The sequence below is a fragment of the Nocardioides sp. NPDC054178 genome (assembly GCF_055585005.1).
Genome location: NZ_JBVJKY010000011.1, coordinates 116,789 through 132,554, shown reverse-complemented (window position 1 = coordinate 132,554; position 15,766 = coordinate 116,789). Strand labels below are relative to the sequence as shown.

15 protein-coding genes are annotated in these 15,766 nt (G+C 70.2%); 8 read left to right on the top strand and 7 right to left on the bottom strand.

Translation table 11 applies throughout. From position 1 onward, the window contains the following. Nucleotide 1: 1 nt before the first annotated feature. From ACZ6WN_RS28930 to ACZ6WN_RS28910, 5 genes are read left to right on the top strand one after another with little or no spacing between them, the layout of a single operon-like run. Nucleotides 2–1,207 carry a type II secretion system F family protein gene (locus ACZ6WN_RS28930; protein WP_465869698.1) on the top strand — a complete coding sequence of 402 codons (1,206 nt, stop codon included), beginning with the start codon at nt 2–4 and terminating at the stop codon, nt 1,205–1,207. Between the two features lie 10 nt (nt 1,208–1,217). After that, entirely contained in the window at nt 1,218–1,685 is a 468-nt protein-coding gene (locus ACZ6WN_RS28925; RefSeq protein WP_465869696.1) for a PulJ/GspJ family protein, read from the top strand. Beyond that, nucleotides 1,682–2,335: a prepilin-type N-terminal cleavage/methylation domain-containing protein gene (locus ACZ6WN_RS28920; RefSeq protein WP_465869694.1), complete on the top strand. Its 654-nt coding sequence runs from the start codon at nt 1,682–1,684 to the stop codon at nt 2,333–2,335. Before ACZ6WN_RS28925 ends, ACZ6WN_RS28920 begins: the two co-directional genes overlap by 4 nt. Next, complete coding sequence (locus ACZ6WN_RS28915) at nt 2,332–4,557, top strand: hypothetical protein (protein ID WP_465869693.1); 2,226 nt, start codon at nt 2,332–2,334, stop codon at nt 4,555–4,557. The genes ACZ6WN_RS28920 and ACZ6WN_RS28915 overlap by 4 nt, the downstream gene beginning before the upstream one ends. Continuing rightward, a complete protein-coding gene (locus ACZ6WN_RS28910; protein ID WP_465869691.1) occupies nt 4,554–5,339 on the top strand; it encodes a prepilin peptidase in 786 nt (261 codons plus the stop codon). The genes ACZ6WN_RS28915 and ACZ6WN_RS28910 overlap by 4 nt, the downstream gene beginning before the upstream one ends. Nucleotides 5,340–5,360: 21 nt before the next feature. Here the strand turns inward: ACZ6WN_RS28910 and ACZ6WN_RS28905 are convergent, their stop codons facing one another. From ACZ6WN_RS28905 to hisD, 5 genes are read right to left on the bottom strand one after another with little or no spacing between them, the layout of a single operon-like run. Beyond that, on the bottom strand, nt 5,361–5,693 hold the full coding sequence (locus ACZ6WN_RS28905) for a hypothetical protein (protein WP_465869689.1): 333 nt from the start codon (nt 5,691–5,693) through the stop codon (nt 5,361–5,363). A gap of 3 nt (nt 5,694–5,696) precedes the next feature. After that, nucleotides 5,697–6,341 carry an imidazole glycerol phosphate synthase subunit HisH gene (hisH, locus tag ACZ6WN_RS28900; protein ID WP_465869688.1) on the bottom strand — a complete coding sequence of 215 codons (645 nt, stop codon included), beginning with the start codon at nt 6,339–6,341 and terminating at the stop codon, nt 5,697–5,699. Next, a complete protein-coding gene (gene hisB / locus ACZ6WN_RS28895) occupies nt 6,338–6,952 on the bottom strand; it encodes an imidazoleglycerol-phosphate dehydratase HisB (protein WP_465869687.1) in 615 nt (204 codons plus the stop codon). Before hisB ends, hisH begins: the two co-directional genes overlap by 4 nt. Continuing rightward, nucleotides 6,949–8,046 carry a histidinol-phosphate transaminase gene (locus tag ACZ6WN_RS28890; protein WP_465869686.1) on the bottom strand — a complete coding sequence of 366 codons (1,098 nt, stop codon included), beginning with the start codon at nt 8,044–8,046 and terminating at the stop codon, nt 6,949–6,951. The genes hisB and ACZ6WN_RS28890 overlap by 4 nt, the downstream gene beginning before the upstream one ends. Beyond that, entirely contained in the window at nt 8,043–9,353 is a 1,311-nt protein-coding gene (hisD, locus tag ACZ6WN_RS28885) for a histidinol dehydrogenase (protein WP_465869685.1), read from the bottom strand. The genes ACZ6WN_RS28890 and hisD overlap by 4 nt, the downstream gene beginning before the upstream one ends. A 126-nt stretch (nt 9,354–9,479) precedes the next feature. Here hisD and ACZ6WN_RS28880 point away from each other — a divergent pair, with 126 nt between their 5' ends. The 3 genes from ACZ6WN_RS28880 (at nt 9,480) to ybaK (ending at nt 11,494) form a co-directional block, all read left to right on the top strand. Next, complete coding sequence (locus ACZ6WN_RS28880; RefSeq protein ID WP_465869684.1) at nt 9,480–10,247, top strand: hypothetical protein; 768 nt, start codon at nt 9,480–9,482, stop codon at nt 10,245–10,247. Between the two features lie 78 nt (nt 10,248–10,325). Further along, the gene (locus ACZ6WN_RS28875; RefSeq protein ID WP_465869683.1) at nt 10,326–10,994 is read left to right on the top strand and encodes an LON peptidase substrate-binding domain-containing protein; all 669 of its coding nucleotides are present in this window, start codon (nt 10,326–10,328) and stop codon (nt 10,992–10,994) included. Continuing rightward, nucleotides 10,994–11,494 carry a Cys-tRNA(Pro) deacylase gene (gene ybaK / locus ACZ6WN_RS28870; protein ID WP_465869682.1) on the top strand — a complete coding sequence of 167 codons (501 nt, stop codon included), beginning with the start codon at nt 10,994–10,996 and terminating at the stop codon, nt 11,492–11,494. Before ACZ6WN_RS28875 ends, ybaK begins: the two co-directional genes overlap by 1 nt. An 11-nt stretch (nt 11,495–11,505) precedes the next feature. Here the strand turns inward: ybaK and ACZ6WN_RS28865 are convergent, their stop codons facing one another. Next, on the bottom strand, nt 11,506–12,135 hold the full coding sequence (locus tag ACZ6WN_RS28865) for a hypothetical protein (protein WP_465869681.1): 630 nt from the start codon (nt 12,133–12,135) through the stop codon (nt 11,506–11,508). Next, nucleotides 12,120–15,704: a DNA polymerase III subunit alpha gene (dnaE, locus tag ACZ6WN_RS28860; RefSeq protein WP_465869758.1), complete on the bottom strand. Its 3,585-nt coding sequence runs from the start codon at nt 15,702–15,704 to the stop codon at nt 12,120–12,122. The genes ACZ6WN_RS28865 and dnaE overlap by 16 nt, the downstream gene beginning before the upstream one ends. Nucleotides 15,705–15,766 lie beyond the last annotated feature (62 nt).

Genomic DNA, 15,766 nt, shown 5'->3' with positions numbered 1-15,766 from the left:
CATGCCCAAGTACGCCTATGTCGGCGTGACCACCGACGGCCGTCCGGTCAGGGGAACACAGAAGGCCCCCAGCCGGTCCGATGCCGAGGTCACCCTCTACGACCAGCAGCTGCACCAGCTGCGGGTGAGCGAGAAGAAGAGCCTGTGGCAGTACGAGATCTCCGGGCCGCGCATCAAGCGTGAGGACGTCATGCACCTCTCCCGGCAGATCGCGGCATTCCTCCGCGCCGGGCTGCCCATCCTGGAGGCGGTGCACACGATCGGCGCCGAGAGCGAGAACTCCTCGCTGCGGCGGATGATGAACCGGATCGAGGACGGCCTGCGCTCCGGCGAACGGTTCTCGGACTGCCTCGACGAGTTCCCGAAGGTCTTCGCGCCGTTCTACCGCAGCATCGTGCGCTCGGCGGAGTCGACCGGGGAGCTCGACATCGTCCTGGCGCGGCTCTCCCGCTACATCGAGCGCGACCTGCAGGCCCGCCGCAAGATCAAGTCGGCGCTGACCTATCCGCTCGTGGTGGCCGCGATGTCGGTGGTGACCGTGGTGGTGCTCGCCGTCTATGTGCTGCCACGGTTCGAGGACTTCTTCGTCGACCTCGACGCCACGCTTCCCCTGCCCACCCGGATCCTGCTCGCCATCACCGACTTCCTCGGCCACTGGTGGTGGGCGCTGGCCCTGGCCCTCGGCGCGGTCTGCCTGCTCTACGTCGCGATCACCCGGACCAGGCGCGGCAAGTACGCCCGCGACGCGCTGCTGCTCAGGATCCCGGTGCTCGGCGAGGCCATCACGTACGCCCTGGTGGAGCGGTTCTGCCGGGTGCTCGGCTCGATGGTGAGTGCCGGCGTCAACCTGACCGAGTCGCTCGCCGTCACCACCGACGCGCTGCGCAACCGCGTCTACGTCAAGCGTCTGGGTGCGGTGGCCGAGCAGATGCTCGAGGGGCAGGGGATCGCCGGGCCGCTGGCTCGTACCGGCCTGTTCCCCGCGACGGCCACGCAGATGCTGCGGGTCGGCGAGGACACCGGTTCCCTCGACACCCAGCTCGAGGTCACCGGCGAGTACTTCGAGACCGAGCTGGACTACAAGATCGCCAAGCTCACCGCGCTGTTCGAGCCGATCGTCATCGTCACGATGGGGCTCGTGGTCGGGTTCGTCGCCGTCGCGCTGGTCTCCGCCATGTACGGCGTGTTCACCCAGGTCGAGATGTGAGGGGCCGGACGTGAACCTGCCAGGACGCAGCGACCGGGGCGAGACGCTGGTGGAGATGCTGGTCGCGGTCTCGATCCTGGGCATCGCCGGGGTCGCGGTCGTCACCGGACTCCAGATGGGCATCACCTCCTCCGACATCCATCGCAAGCAGACCACCGGCGGCGCCTACGCGCGCAGCTACGCGGAGTCGATCCAGGACTACGTCGCCTCCGCCGCCGGCCGCTACGTGCCGTGTGCCGGAGCCGACGACTACAGCCCGGCCACGGTCGGGTTCTCGGTGCCGGCGGGCTACACCGCCGAGCAGACGGCGGCACGGCGCGTCCCGCCCGACGGGGGCGCCGCCGGCGCCTGCTCAGGCAACGACACCGGCGTCCAGCAGATCGAGATCACCCTCTCCGCCGCCGACGGCCGGGCGGCCGAACGGCTCACCGTGATGCTGCGCAGACCGTGCGGCCCGACGATGACGGTGTGCGGATGAGCCGCCGTCCCGACCCCGCCGAGGAGGCCGGGTTCACCCTCATCGAGATGGTCGTCACCGTCGCGATCGTCGGTGTCGTCGTCACCGCTCTGACCGGCGTGGTGCTCAGCTACCTCCGCACCACGGTCGACACCCAGGCACGGCTCTCGGAGTCGCACGACGTCCAGTTCGTCTCCGCCTACTGGCAGCGTGACGTGGCCAGCATCGGCGTACGCTCCTCCACCTACGACACCGCCAGCCACACCTTCCCGCTGGCCCGGTCGATCGACCTCCCCGCCTGCCCCCTGGCCGGCCACGCGGCCGGGGCGACGCCGGTGGTGACGCTGGCCTGGACCGAGCACGACTCGCTGACCTCCACCGACCCCGGCGCGACCGTGAAGGTGACCTACGCCTACCAGCCGTCCGCCGAGGGCGGCCGGCTCTACCGCGTACGGTGCGGCAGCCGGCCCGCCACCGTCGAGGTCGCCGACCGGCTCGCCGCCGCTCCCGTCCTGGCGTGCGCGAACGCCGCCGGCGCCGGCACGTCCTGCACCGGAGCCGGCGATGACGTACCCGTGGTCGTGACCCTCGCGCTGTCCATCCACGACAGCACCGGCATCGACCTGCCCACCTACGCCGCAACCCTCCTGGGCGAACGGAGACAGACATGATCCGCCCACGCCTGCGGGACGACGACGGAGCGATCCTCGTCTTCGCGCTGATCATCGTCACGACCGTGGCGCTCGTCGTCGGCACCGTGCTGGTACGCGGGGACGGCTCGCTGCGGGCCACGGTGGCGCTGCGCGAGGTGGCCGGGTCCACCTACGCCGCCGACGGAGCGGCCCAGATCGCCATCAACGACCTGCGTACCGGCCACTGGGGCGGGACCGCCGCCGAGCCCGCCGACTGGGCGTTCGACAACTCCGATGACGGCACCGGCTGCTTCGGCGCGAACACCGACACCGACGGCGACCCCACCGACGACGCCGTCGACGCCCTCGACCTCCCCGGCTTCTACCCCGCGTCGGTCGCCAGCGGCGACGCACCGACCTCGGCGAGGGTCGAGTGCGTCGCCGAGGACTCCACCGGGGCCCAGGGCTCACCGGTGCCGATCACCAACCAGAACAAGCCCGGAAACGCCATCCTGACCCTCGGCACCGGCGGCGAGACCGGACTCGCCTCGAGCGCGAGCGGCGGCAACACGCTGCGGGTGCACGGCGGCATCTGGTCCAACTCGAACATCTCGGTGAGCAACGGCGACATCGTGGGCAGCACCTCCATCCGGGCCCACACCGGCTGCTCACCCGTCTCCGCCCTCCACGCGCCGCTGGTCGACTGCGGCGCCGGCACCGTCGCCGACCCCGGATACCTCAGCGACCCGAGCCTGGCCGGGAGCGGCGTACCTCCGCTGCGGACCCCACCGACCAGCTGCCCCGCGGTCGTCACCTTCGAGCCCGGCTACTACGACGACGCCGCGGCGCTGAACAACCTGACCGACAAGAACTCCTGCCGCAACAGTGTCTTCTGGTTCCAGCCCGGCACCTACTACTTCGACTTCCACAACAGCACCACCGACCCGATGTACGACAGCGACACCAGCGGTGGCGGTGGCAGCGAGTGGAAGGTCAGCGTCGGCGGCCTGATCGCCGGCGACCCCGTCGGCGACAGCCTCACCGACCCCCGCTTCCCCGCCGACGGGAACTGCCGCAACCCGATCGACGACGTGAGCACCCAAGGGGTCCAGTTCGTCTTCGGCGGCGAGAGCCGCCTGCGGGTCGACGGCAACGCGAACGTAGAGATCTGCGGCAGCTACCACAGCGACCGGCCCCCGATCGCCCTCTACGGCCTCAAGACCGGCACCTCCACGATGACCTCGCTCACCGAGGCGCCCGGCGACGACGGGGACCCGCTGACCACCAGCGGTACGCCGAGCGTGACCCCCGCCGGCAGCGACAACACCTTCGTCGGGGCGAGCGCGGCCGCGCTCCGCGACACCGGCAACGGCTCAGCGACCTGGTTCCGGCCCAACGGAGGGGCCAACGCCGTCTCCCGCACCCTCACGATGAACGGCTTCGCCCCGCCGGGGACGATCCCGAGAGGGTCTGTGGTCAAACAGGCGCGGCTCCTCGTGCGGCACAAGGCCTCCCAGGCCAATGCCGGCACCGCGTCGACCATCACCCTCACCCCGGCCGGCGGCACGACTCTGGGCTCCTTCAACCTGGACCGCCCCGGCACGCTCACCACCCAGACGGTCGACCTGCGCACCCAGCAGCCGACCCTGTTCAACGCCCTGCAGCGGGCCGTCCACACCAACGGCTACACCGGCGCGAAGGTCGACTTCACCGCCACCATCGCCAAGAACCTCGGCGCCGCCGCGAACGTCGAGCTCGATGCCGTACGCCTCGAACTGGAGCTCTACGTCCCGCAGCTGCGCGCCCAGACCGACGCCGGCCTCGGGGCGGGCAACTGCCTGAGCCTCGGCGGCGGCTGCAACCTGATCGGCGTCGGCCCCTCCGGCGGGAGCTACCACGGCGTCTTCTACGTCCAGGGCACCACCTACACCCCGGTGACCCGCATCCAGCTGAACCTCAGCAACCTGCAGCAGGCCGAGGTGTTCCGGTTCGGCGTCATCTCCCGCTCGCTGGACTTCTCCACCCAGGGGAACCCGTCCTTCCACGACGCCGTGATCCAGCTCCCCGACAACTCGCCGGGCTGGGGGTTCAACGGCACCCTGGTCCAGCTCAAGGTGTACGTGTGCCCGGACTCCGCGACCTGTCCGGCGAGTCCCGGGCGGCTGGCGCTCACCGCACGCGTCCAGCTCTGGGACCCGAGCGGCTCTCCGGTGCCGGGCAGACGCCAGGTCAGCGTCCTGAGCTGGAGCCACACCCGATGACCGGGGCGACCGCGGTGCTGGTCGCCGCCGTCTGCGCCGCGTACGGGCTCGCGGTCGGCTCCTTCCTCAACGTCGTGGCCCACCGGGTCCCGCGTGGGGTCTCGGTCGTGCGCCCGCGCTCGGCGTGTCCGCGGTGCCGTACGCCGATCCGGGCCCGGTACAACATCCCGGTGCTCGGCTGGCTGCTCCTGCGCGGACGCTGCTACGACTGCGGCGACCCGATCAGCCCGCGCTACCCGCTGGTCGAGGCGGGCACCGGGGCGCTGTTCGCGGTCGCCGGGCTCCGGTTCGCCGAACGGCCCTCCCTCCTCGCGGCGTACCTGGTCTTCGCCGCGATCGCGATGGCGCTCGCGCTCATCGACCTCGACGTGCGGCGGCTGCCGAACGCGATCGTGCTCCCGAGCTACCCGCTCCTCGCGGCCCTCCTCGTCCTCGGCGCGGACACCGGGGCGCTGAGCAGAGCCGGGATCGGGGCGCTCGTCCTGTTCGGCTTCTTCATGAGCATCGCGCTCGTCGCACCCAACGGGATCGGTTTCGGCGACGTCAAGCTCGCCGGGGTGGTCGGCGGCATGACCGCCTACCTGTCCTGGGGGGTCTTCCTGACCGCTGCCTTCGGTGCCTTCCTGCTCGGGGCGGCCGCGGGCATCGCCCTGATCCTCGGCCGCGGGGCACACCGCAAGACCGCGGTGCCGTTCGGTCCGTTCATGCTCGTGGCCGCCTGGGCGTCCATCCTCGGCGCGGGCGGTCTCGGCGACCTCTACCTCGCCACGATCGGGCTGTGACCGACCGCAGCGGCGGATCGGCTACCTGCGGAACAGCAGCGTGTAGACCACCGGCGCGACCAGCACCGACGCAATGGCCGCGAAGACCACCGTGCCGACGTCCTCGGTGACGAGGTAGACCAGCGCGTTGAGCAGGAGCAGGACCACGATCAGGATCCGTACGTTGCGCCGCCGGCGCTCCGCGAGTGCACTGAGCGGTCGGGACCGGCGAGCCGGAACCCAGCCGACGAGCCGCTCGCGCCGCGCGCGGCGCTCGGCGGACCGGGTGGCCCGGGCGGCTCGTTCCTCGGCGGCCTCCGCGGCCAACCGCTCGCGCTCGGCACGGGCCTTCGCCCGGGCTCCGGTCTGAGCCACCCCTCAGGCGCCCTTCAGCGACTGCACCCAGTTGTGCAGCACCGCGGCGCCGGCGTCGCCGGACTTCTCCGGGTGGAACTGGGTGGCGCTGAGCGGGCCGTTCTCGACGGCCGCGACGAACCGGTCGCCACCGTGCTCGGCCCAGGTGACCAGCGGCGCGACGGTGCGGTCGTTGGTGACCAGGGTCCAGTCGCGCACGCCGTAGGAGTGCACGAAGTAGAACCGCTCCTTCTCGACCCCGGCGAACAGGGTCGTCCCGGACGGGACGTCGACCGTGTTCCAGCCCATGTGGGGCACGATCGGTGCCTGGATCCGCTCGACGACGCCCGGCCACTCACCGCAGCCCTCGGTCTCGACACCGTGCTCGATCCCGGTCTCGAAGAGGATCTGCATGCCGACGCAGATCCCCATGACCGGACGGCCGCCGGCGAGCCGCCGGGCGATGATCCGCTCGCCGCGGATCGCCCGCAGGCCCTTCATGCAGGCCTCGAAGGCACCCACGCCGGGCACGAGCAGGCCGTCGGCCGCCATCGCGGCGTCGAGGTCGCCGGTCAGCTCGACCGAGGCACCGGCCCGCTCGACGGCGCGGACGGCGGAGCGTACGTTGCCCGATCCGTAGTCGAGCACCACCACCGACGGAGCACTCACAGGGCACCCTTCGTCGACGGGACCCCGGTCTCGCGCGGGTCGTAGGCGATCGCGTCGCGGAACGCCCGCGCGAACGCCTTGAACTGCGTCTCCACGATGTGGTGCGGCTCGCGCCCGGCGAGCACGTTGACGTGGAGCGTCAGGTGGGCGTGGTGGGCGATGGAGTCGAAGACGTGCTGGGTCAGGGAGCCGAGGTAGGGCACCCCGGAGCCGCCGAGCAGCACGTACTGCTGTCCCTCCGGCTCGCCGGTGTGGACCGAGTAGGGCCGTCCGGAGACGTCCACGACGCACCGCACCAGGGCTTCGTCGAGCGGGAGGGTCGCGTCGCCGTAGCGACGGATGCCCTTCTTGTCACCCAGCGCCTCGCGCAGCGCCTGGCCGAGCACGATCGCGGTGTCCTCGACGGTGTGGTGGGCGTCGATGTGCACGTCGCCGTCGGCGTGCACCGTCAGGTCCACCAGCGAGTGGCGCCCGAAGGCGGTGAGCATGTGGTCGTAGAAGCCGACGCCGGTCGAGACGTCGACCCGACCCGTGCCGTCGAGGTTCACCTCGACGATCACCTTCGACTCCGAGGTCTGCCTCTCGATCCGGGCGGTCCGTGCCGAACTCATGCGCGTGCTCCGTTCACATCGGTCAAAGCTTGCTTGAAGGCGTCCATCTCCTGCGGGGTGCCCACCGAGACCCGCAGCCAGCCGTCGGGCCCGGTCTCGCGGATCAGCACTCCGCGCTCGAGCAGGCCCTGCCAGACCGCGTGCCGGTCGGCGTAGCGCCCGAAGAGGACGAAGTTGGCGTCGGAGTCGGCGACCTCGAGGCCCTGCTCACGCAGCCATTCCACCAGCGCGTCGCGCTCCTCGCGCAGCGAGGCGACGTAGCCGAGCAGCTCCGGCGCGTGCCGCAGCGCCGCGCTCGCTGCCGCCTGGGTGACCGCGGAGAGGTGGTAGGGCAGGCGTACGACACGGATCGCGTCGCAGATCGCCGGGTCGGCCGCCAGGTAGCCGAGCCGCAGCCCGGCTCCGGCGAACGCCTTCGACATCGTGCGGGTGACCACCAGGTTGCGGTGCTCGGCGAGCAGCTCGAGCGCCGAGGGCACCCCGGTCCGCCGGAACTCGCCGTAGGCCTCGTCGACCACGACGATGCCGCCGTCGCCGACCGCCTCGCACAGCACGGTGACCGCCTCCGGCGGCAGCGCGGTGCCGGTCGGGTTGTTGGGACTGGGCAGCAGCACGACGTGGGGCCGGGTCTCCTCGACCAGCGCCCGCGCCTTCTCCAGGTCGATCGCGAAGTCGCTCTCGCGGTGACCGACGACCCACTCGGTGTTCGTGTCGCGGGCGTACTCCGGATACATCGAGTAGGTCGGCGCGAAGCTGATCGCGGTGCGGCCCGGACCACCGAAGGCCTGCAGCAGCTGCAGCATCACCTCGTTGGACCCGTTGGCCGCCCACACCTGCTCGGGCGTGATCTGCGCGTTCGGGACGTCGGAGCGGAGGTAGGCGGCCAGCCCCTCCCGCAGCGCGACGAACTCGCGGTCCGGGTAGCGGTTGAGGGTGCGCGCCGCCTCCCCGACACTGGCCGCGATGTCGGCGACCGTCTCCGCGGACGGCTGGTAGGGGTTCTCGTTGACGTTGAGCTGGACCGGGACGTCCAGCTGCGGCGCGCCGTAGGGCTCGATCCCGGCGAGCTCGGCACGGATCGGTGGCCAGCTCACGACGAGAACCTCACCGACACAGCGGCACCGTGACCCGGCAGGTCCTCGGCCTCGGCGAGGGTGACCACGTGGTCCTTGACCGCGGCCAGACCCTCACGGGAGTAGTCGACGACGTGGATCGACTTGGTGAAGGCCCGCACCGAGAGACCCGAGGAGTGGCAGGCGCAGCCGCCGGTGGGCAGCACGTGGTTGGACCCGGCGCAGTAGTCGCCCAGCGAGACCGGGGCGTAGGAGCCGACGAAGATCGCACCGGCGTTGCGGATCCGGCCGGCGACCCGGGCGGCCTCGGCGGTGTGGATCTCGAGGTGCTCGGCGGCGTAGGCGTTCACGACGTCGACGCCCTGGTCGATGTCGTCGACGAGCACGATGCCCGACTGGGGGCCGGTCAGCGACGTACGGATCCGCTCGACGTGCTTGGTCGCGGCGACCTGCTTGTCGAGCTCGGCCTCGACATCGGCGGCGAGCGTCTCGGAGTCGGTGACCAGCACCGAGGCTGCGAGGGGGTCGTGCTCGGCCTGGGAGATCAGGTCGGCGGCGACATAGGCGGCCTCGGCGGTCTCGTCGGCGAGGATCGCGATCTCGGTCGGTCCGGCCTCGGAGTCGATCCCGACCTGGCCCTTGAGCAGGCGCTTGGCGGTGACGACGTAGATGTTGCCGGGTCCGGTGACCATGTCGACGCGCTCGCAGGGCTCGACCCCGTAGGCGAACATCGCGATCGCCTGGGCGCCGCCGACGGCGTAGACCTCGTCCACGCCCAGCAGCGCGCACGCGGCCAGGATCGTGGGCTGCGGAAGGCCGCCGAACTCCTTCTGGGGCGGCGAGGCCAGCGCGATCGAGGGCACCCCGGCCACCTGGGCGGGGACGACGTTCATCAGCACCGAGGAGACCAGCGGGGCCAGGCCCCCAGGCACGTAGAGCCCCACGCGCCCCACCGGCACCTTGCGGTGCGTCACCCGGGCGCCGGGCGCCAGGTCGGTGACCGCGTCCTCCTCGAGCTCGGCGGCACAGGTCGTACGCAGACGGGCGATCGACTCCTCGAGACCGGCCCGGATCGCCGGGTCCAGCTCGTCGAGGGCCTTGGTCAGCGCCGCGGCCGGAACCCGGATGTCCTCGACGCGCACGCCGTCGAACTTCTCGGAGAACTCGGCGATCGCCTCCTGGCCGCGCTCGCGGACGGCGTCGATGATCGGCTGCACCGCATGAGTGGCCGCCTCGATGTCGAACTCGGCGCGCGGCACGGCGGCGCGGTAGTCGATGGTCGAAGCGGAGCCTCTGTCGGCACCTCTCAGGTCGATGCGGCGGATCATGCCTCAAGTCTACGAGTGGCCGGGCTCCGGAGCCGATCTGCCGACGCCACGTGGACGCGGCCGGGAGACGCATACGGCGCCCCGATCCGGGTACCCGGAGGACTGACCCACCAAAGGAGGATCGCCATGGCACGCCCTGGACTTTTCCACCGCGAGGACAAGCATGCCGACGAGAGCTACCCCGAGACCGACGTGAACCACGCCCAGACGCGTGATGCCTACCCCGGCGGCCCCGCCGTCGTCGGCCACGACGACAACGTCGAGCGCCCGCACCGGGCCACCGACGAGGTCAATCGTCCGTACGCCGGGGCCCCCGCCGCCACCGACGTCGAGCACCACCGCCACGTCGAGGACGGGCGCCATGCGGCTCTGCACGACACCTACGGCGGCATCAATTGGGGCGCCTGCTTCTTCGGCTGGCTCGTCGCGGTCGGCGTCACCGTCCTGCTCGGTGCCGTCATCAGCGCCGTCGCCTCGGCCGTCGGTGCCGACCAGAACTGGACCCAGACCGACCTGGAGTCGATGGCCGACTCGGCCGGCATCGCGGCCGCGATCACGCTCGCCGTGGTGATGTTCATCGGCTACTACGCCGGTGGTTACGTCGCCGGCCGGATGTCCCGCTTCGACGCCCGTCGTCAGGGCCTGGGCGTGTGGATCGTGGCCATCGCGGTGATGATCATCGCGGCCGTCGTGGGCGCCGTCTTCGGCTCGCGCTACGACATCATGCAGCAGGTCGACCTGCCCAACGTGGGTCTGAGCACCGACCAGCTCGGCTGGGGTGCGCTGGTCGCCGGCGTCGTGCTTCTGGTCGTGATGCTCGCCGGCGCGCTCCTCGGCGCGGCGACCGGACAGCGCTACCACACCAAGATCGACCGGGCGGCGTACGACGGCTGACCGCTCGGGCCAGTCGCGGGAGGGACACACTGTGGGGTTCGCGGGCGCACACGCCCGCGGGCCCCATAGGTTGGTCCCGTGAACGAGCGCCAGCGACTACCCATGTTTCCGCTCAACGCGGTCCTGTTTCCCGGCGTGACGCTCCCGCTGCGAGTCTTCGAGGACCGCTATCGCGCGATGGTGCACCACCTGCTCCGTCAGGAGGAGGAGGACCGCCACTTCGGCTCGGTCGCGATCCGCGAGGGGTACGAGGTCGGTGAGACCGGCGCCCAGTCGCTCTACCGCGTCGGGGTGAAGCTGCTGATCACCGAGGTGGAGCGGCACGAGGACGGCTCCTTCGACCTCGAGGTGCTCGCGGTCGACCGGATCCGGATGGACAGCCTGGTCAGCTCGGGCGACTTCCCCGTCGCCGATGTCGAGGAGCTCCCCGAGGATCACGTCGCGGTCCCCCACGCCATCGTCGACACCGCGCGAGCGACCTTCACCGCCTACCGGGCGGCGCTGCTGGAGTTCCGCGAAGACCCGTTCACCGGCTCGCTCCCCAAGGACCCGGAGTTCCTCTCCTGGACCATCTCGGCCACCACTCCCCTGCCGATGCCCGACCGCCAGGCGCTCCTGGAGGCGCCCGACGCCGGCGTACGCCTCGGCATGGTCACCGACCTGCTGCGCTCCGAGCTCAAGGCGATGAACGTCATCCCCTCGCTGCCCGCGACGGAGGTCGCCCGCACGAAGTGGTCTCCCAACTGATGCCCAAGAAACAAGCCGGGAAGCGGGCCGGTGGAGGCACGCCGGCGACCCTCGCCCTCACCCGGGCCGGCATCGACTACACCCTGCACCCCTACGAGCACGATCCGCGCGCGGAGTCCTACGGCCTGGAGGCCGCCGAGGCCCTCGGGGTCGAGCCGAGGCGGGTCTTCAAGACGTTGATGGCGTCCCTCGACGGCAAGCTCGTCGTCGGCATCGTCCCCGTCACCGGCCAGCTCGACCTCAAGGCGCTGGCCCGTGCACTGGGTGGCTCGAAGGCGCAGATGGCCGAGGTGAGCGCCGCCGAGCGCGCGACCGGCTACGTCGCCGGCGGGATCTCACCCGTCGGCCAGAAGCGTCCCCACCCGACCGTGGTGGACGAGTCCGCGACGACGTACGACTCGGTCTATGTCTCCGGCGGCCGCCGCGGCCTGGACATCGAGCTCGACCCCACCGACCTGATCACGATCACCTCCGCCACCACGGCCCCCATCGCCAGATAGCCGCGCCGGACCTACCGCTCGGTCCCGACCTGCTGCCCTTCGAGCTCATGGTCCTCGCGAGGGTGCGGCGCCCACATCAGGAAGATCACCATCAGTGCCAGCATCGCCGAGCCCGGGACGAGCAGGACCAGCCACGGCGAGGCCAGCTGGAAGCTGTCCTGGATCACGGTGCCGTCGGCGGCGCCCTTGGCCAGCGCGTTGGGGTCCTCGGGCGAGAGCAACGAGGTGACCAGCAGCATCAGGCCGCCACCGATCGCACCGCCGACCGCCAGCGCGGCGAGGGTGACCAGCTCGGAGCGGTTGAGCCAGACCGCCGCGGCGATGCCGACCAGCAGGCCGAGCACGATCGCGCAGACCGAGAACCAGCCGGTCGCGGCGAAGACGGCCTGGTCGATGTTCTGCCCGATGGCGGGCGGGTCGATCGAGATGAGGCCCCGGTACCACTTGCCCTCGAGCACCATCCCGGTCGGCGGGGTCCACAGCGTCGCGGCGGCGAGACCCGCGGCGAGGCCGCCGACGATGAAGGCGGCCACGATGATGGCCACCTGGACCAGCACGGGGCGGGACAGGTCGGGGCGGGTGGAGCGGCCGCTGGTCGCGTAGAGACTGGGCGGCGGCGGCACGATCAGATTGTCAGGCATCCTGGTCCGAGGAGGTGTTTGAGGTCGGCGAACAGCTCGGGAGTCGGTGCCACCCGCAGCCGGTCATCGAGCTTCATGACCCGGGTCGCGTCCCGTGTCATCAACCGTAGCCTGACCTCGGCTACTCCGGGATAGGTGGTCAGTACGTCACGCAGCGACGCGATCACCTGCGGGGTGCACCGGGTCGAGGGCAGCGAGATCACCACCGGTCCCCCGGCGGCACCCGGACCGCCGGTCAGGTCGGGGACGGTGACCTCCTGGCCGCGCAGCTCGGGCTGGTCCTTGTCGCGGGAGAGCTGGCCCTTGACCCGGATGATCGAGTCCTCGACCAGGTGCGGCGCGGCCAGCTGGTAGGACGACGGGAAGAGCAGCACCTCGACCGAGCCCTCGAGGTCCTCCAGGGTCACCGTCGCCCAGGCGTCGCCCTTCTTGGTGATGCGCCGGTTGACGTTGGTGACCAGCCCGGAGACCGTGACGGTGGTGTTGTGCGGCCGGGACTCGTCGGTCATCAGCTGACCGATGGTGCAGTCGGTGCCGTTGGCGAGGACATGCTCCAGGCCCATCAGCGGGTGGTCGGAGACGTAGAGGCCGAGCATCTCGCGCTCGTGTCCGAGCAGGGTCATCTTGTCCCACTCGTCCATCTCGGGGATGGTCACCGAGATCCCGAAGTCACCGCCGTCGGCCTCGTCGAGCCCGCCGAAGAGCGAGTCCTGGCCGATCGCCTCGTTGCGCTTGATGTCGACGTACTGGTCCACCGCGGTCTCGTGGATCGCCACCAGCGAGCGGCGCAGGTGCTTCATGTCGTCGAAGGCGCCGGCCTTGATCAGCGACTCGATCACGCGCTTGTTGCAGACCCGGTCGGGCACCTTGGAAAGGAAGTCGTTGAAGTCCTCGAAGCGGCCCTTGGAGGTGCGTGCCTCGACGATCCCGTCGACCACCTGGGCGCCGACGTTGCGGACCGCGGTCAGGCCGAATCGGATGTCGGTGCCGACCGCGGTGAAGTCGTGGGCGGACTCGTTGACGTCGGGCGGCAGCACCGCGATCTTCATCCGGCGACACTCGTTGAGGTAGATCGCCATCTTGTCCTTGTCGTTCTTGACCGAGGTCAAGAGCGCGGCCATGTACTCGGTCGGGTAGTTGGCCTTCAGATAGGCCGTCCAGTAGGTGACCACGCCGTAGGCCGCCGAGTGCGACTTGTTGAAGGCGTAGTCGGAGAACGGCAGCAGGATCTCCCAGATCGTGTCGATCGCCTTCTGGGAGTAGCCACGCTCCAGCATGCCGGCCTGGAATCCGGCGTACTGCTTGTCGAGCTCGGCCTTCTTCTTCTTGCCCATCGCCCGGCGCAGGTTGTCGGCCTGTCCGAGCGAGAACCCCGCCAGGACCTGGGCGATCGACATCACCTGCTCCTGGTAGACGATCAGGCCGTAGGTCTCCCCCAGCACCTCCGCGAGCGGCTCCTCGAGCTCGGGGTGGATCGGCACGATCGGCTCGCGGCCGTTCTTGCGGTGGGCGTACTTGTTGTGGGAGTCGGCACCCATCGGGCCCGGCCGGTAGAGCGCGGAGACCGCGGTGATGTCGGCGAACCGGTCGGGCAGCATCGAGCGCAGCAGCGCCCGCATGCCACCACCATCGAGCTGGAAGACGCCGAGCGTGTCGCCACGCTGCATCAGCTCGTAGGTCGGCTTGTCGTCGAAGGGGACGTCCTCGAGCACCAGGTCGATGTCGCGGTTGGCGCGGATGTTGTCCAGCGCGTCCTCGAGGGTGTGGAGGTTGGAGAGGCCCAGGAAGTCCATCTTGACCAGGCCGAGCGACTCACAGGTCGGATACTCGAACTGCGTGACGACCTGACCGTCCTGCTTGGGCTCCATCAGCGGGACGATGTCGATGATCGGCTCGGAGGCCATGATCACGCCCGCCGCGTGGATGCCGGTCTGGCGGATCTGGCCCTCGAGGCCGAGCGCCGTCTCATAGATCTTGCGGACGTCGGGGTCGGTGTCGTGCAGGGCCCGGAAGTCGCCGCCCTCGCCGTAGCGCTTGTGGTCGGGGTTGAACAGCTCCTTGAGCGGGACGCCCTTGCCCATCACGTCGGGCGGCAGCGCCTTGGTGATCCGGTCACCGATCGCGAAGCCGTGGTCGAGGATCCGAGCGGCGTCCTTGATCGCCTGCTTGGCCTTGATCCGCCCGAAGGTGGCGATCTGGGCGACCTTCTCCGCGCCGTACTTCTCCGTGACGTACTTGATCGTCTCGCCGCGTCGGTGGTCGTCGAAGTCGATGTCGAAGTCGGGCATCGAGGGACGCTCGGGGTTGAGGAACCGCTCGAAGAAGAGTCCGTGCTCGAGCGGGTCGAGATCGGTGATCCGCAACGCGTACGCCACGATCGAGCCGGCACCGGAACCACGGCCCGGTCCGATCCGGATGCCGTTGTCCTTGGACCACTGGATGAAGTCGGCGACCACCAGGAAGTAGCCCGGGTAGCCCTTCTGCAGGATGACGTCGATCTCGAACTCGACGCGGTCGCGGACCTCCTGGGTCGTCTTCTCGCCCGGGTAGCGGAGCTCGATGCCGCGCCAGGTCTCCTTGCGCAGCCACGACTCCTCGGTCTCGCCCTCGGGGATGTCGGCGAGCGCCATGTAGCCACCGGTCGACTCGGTGAACTGCACATCGCAGCGCTCGGCGATCAGCAGGGTGTTGTCGCAGGCCTCGATGAGGTCCTGCTGGCCCCACAGCTCGCGCATCTCGGCAGCGGTCTTGATGTAGTAGCCGCTGCCCTCGAACGCGAACCGCTTGCCGCCCTTGGAGTAGGGCGGCTCGGTCATCCGGCTGCCCGACTGGACGCACAGCAGCGCCTCGTGGGCGGCGGCGTCCTCGGGGTTGTTGTAGTGGGAGTCGTTGGTCGCGACCGGGCGGATGTTCATCGTCTTGCCGAGCTTGAGCAGGTCGTCGCGGACCCGCTTCTCGATGGAGATGCCGTGGTCCATCAGCTCGAGGAAGACGTTGTCCTTCCCGAAGATGTCCTGCAGCTCGCCGGCCTCCTTGAGCGCCTCGTCCCACTGACCCAGCCGCAGCCGGGTCTGGATCGCGCCCGAGGGGCAGCCGGTGGAGACGATGATCCCCTTGGAGTGCTCGGCGAGGATCTCCTTGTCCATCCGCGGCTTGAAGTAGTAGCCCTCCAGGCTGGAGCGGCTGGAGAGCCGGAAGAGGTTGTGCATCCCCTCGGTGCTCTCCGCCCACATCGTCATGTGGGTGTAGGCGCCACCGCCGGAGACGTCGTCGCCGCCCTCCTGGGCGGCATCGCCCTTGCCCCACCGCACCCGCTTGCGCTCGGAGCGCGGGGTGTTCGGGGTGATGTAGGCCTCGATGCCGATGATCGGCTTGACGTCGTGGGCCTTCGCCTTCTTCCAGAAGTCGTAGGCCCCGTGCATGTTGCCGTGGTCGGTCATCGCGATCGCCGGCATCTCGAGCTCGCTGGTCCGCTTGAAGAGACCATCGAGGAGCGAGGCACCATCCAGCATCGAGTATTCGGTGTGGACGTGCAGGTGGACGAAAGAGTCCTTGGAGCCGGCCGCCATTGGCGTGGAGCCCTCCTCGAGGTCGAACGGATGGAGCGGGCGCAGGAGCCCGCGCAAACGGA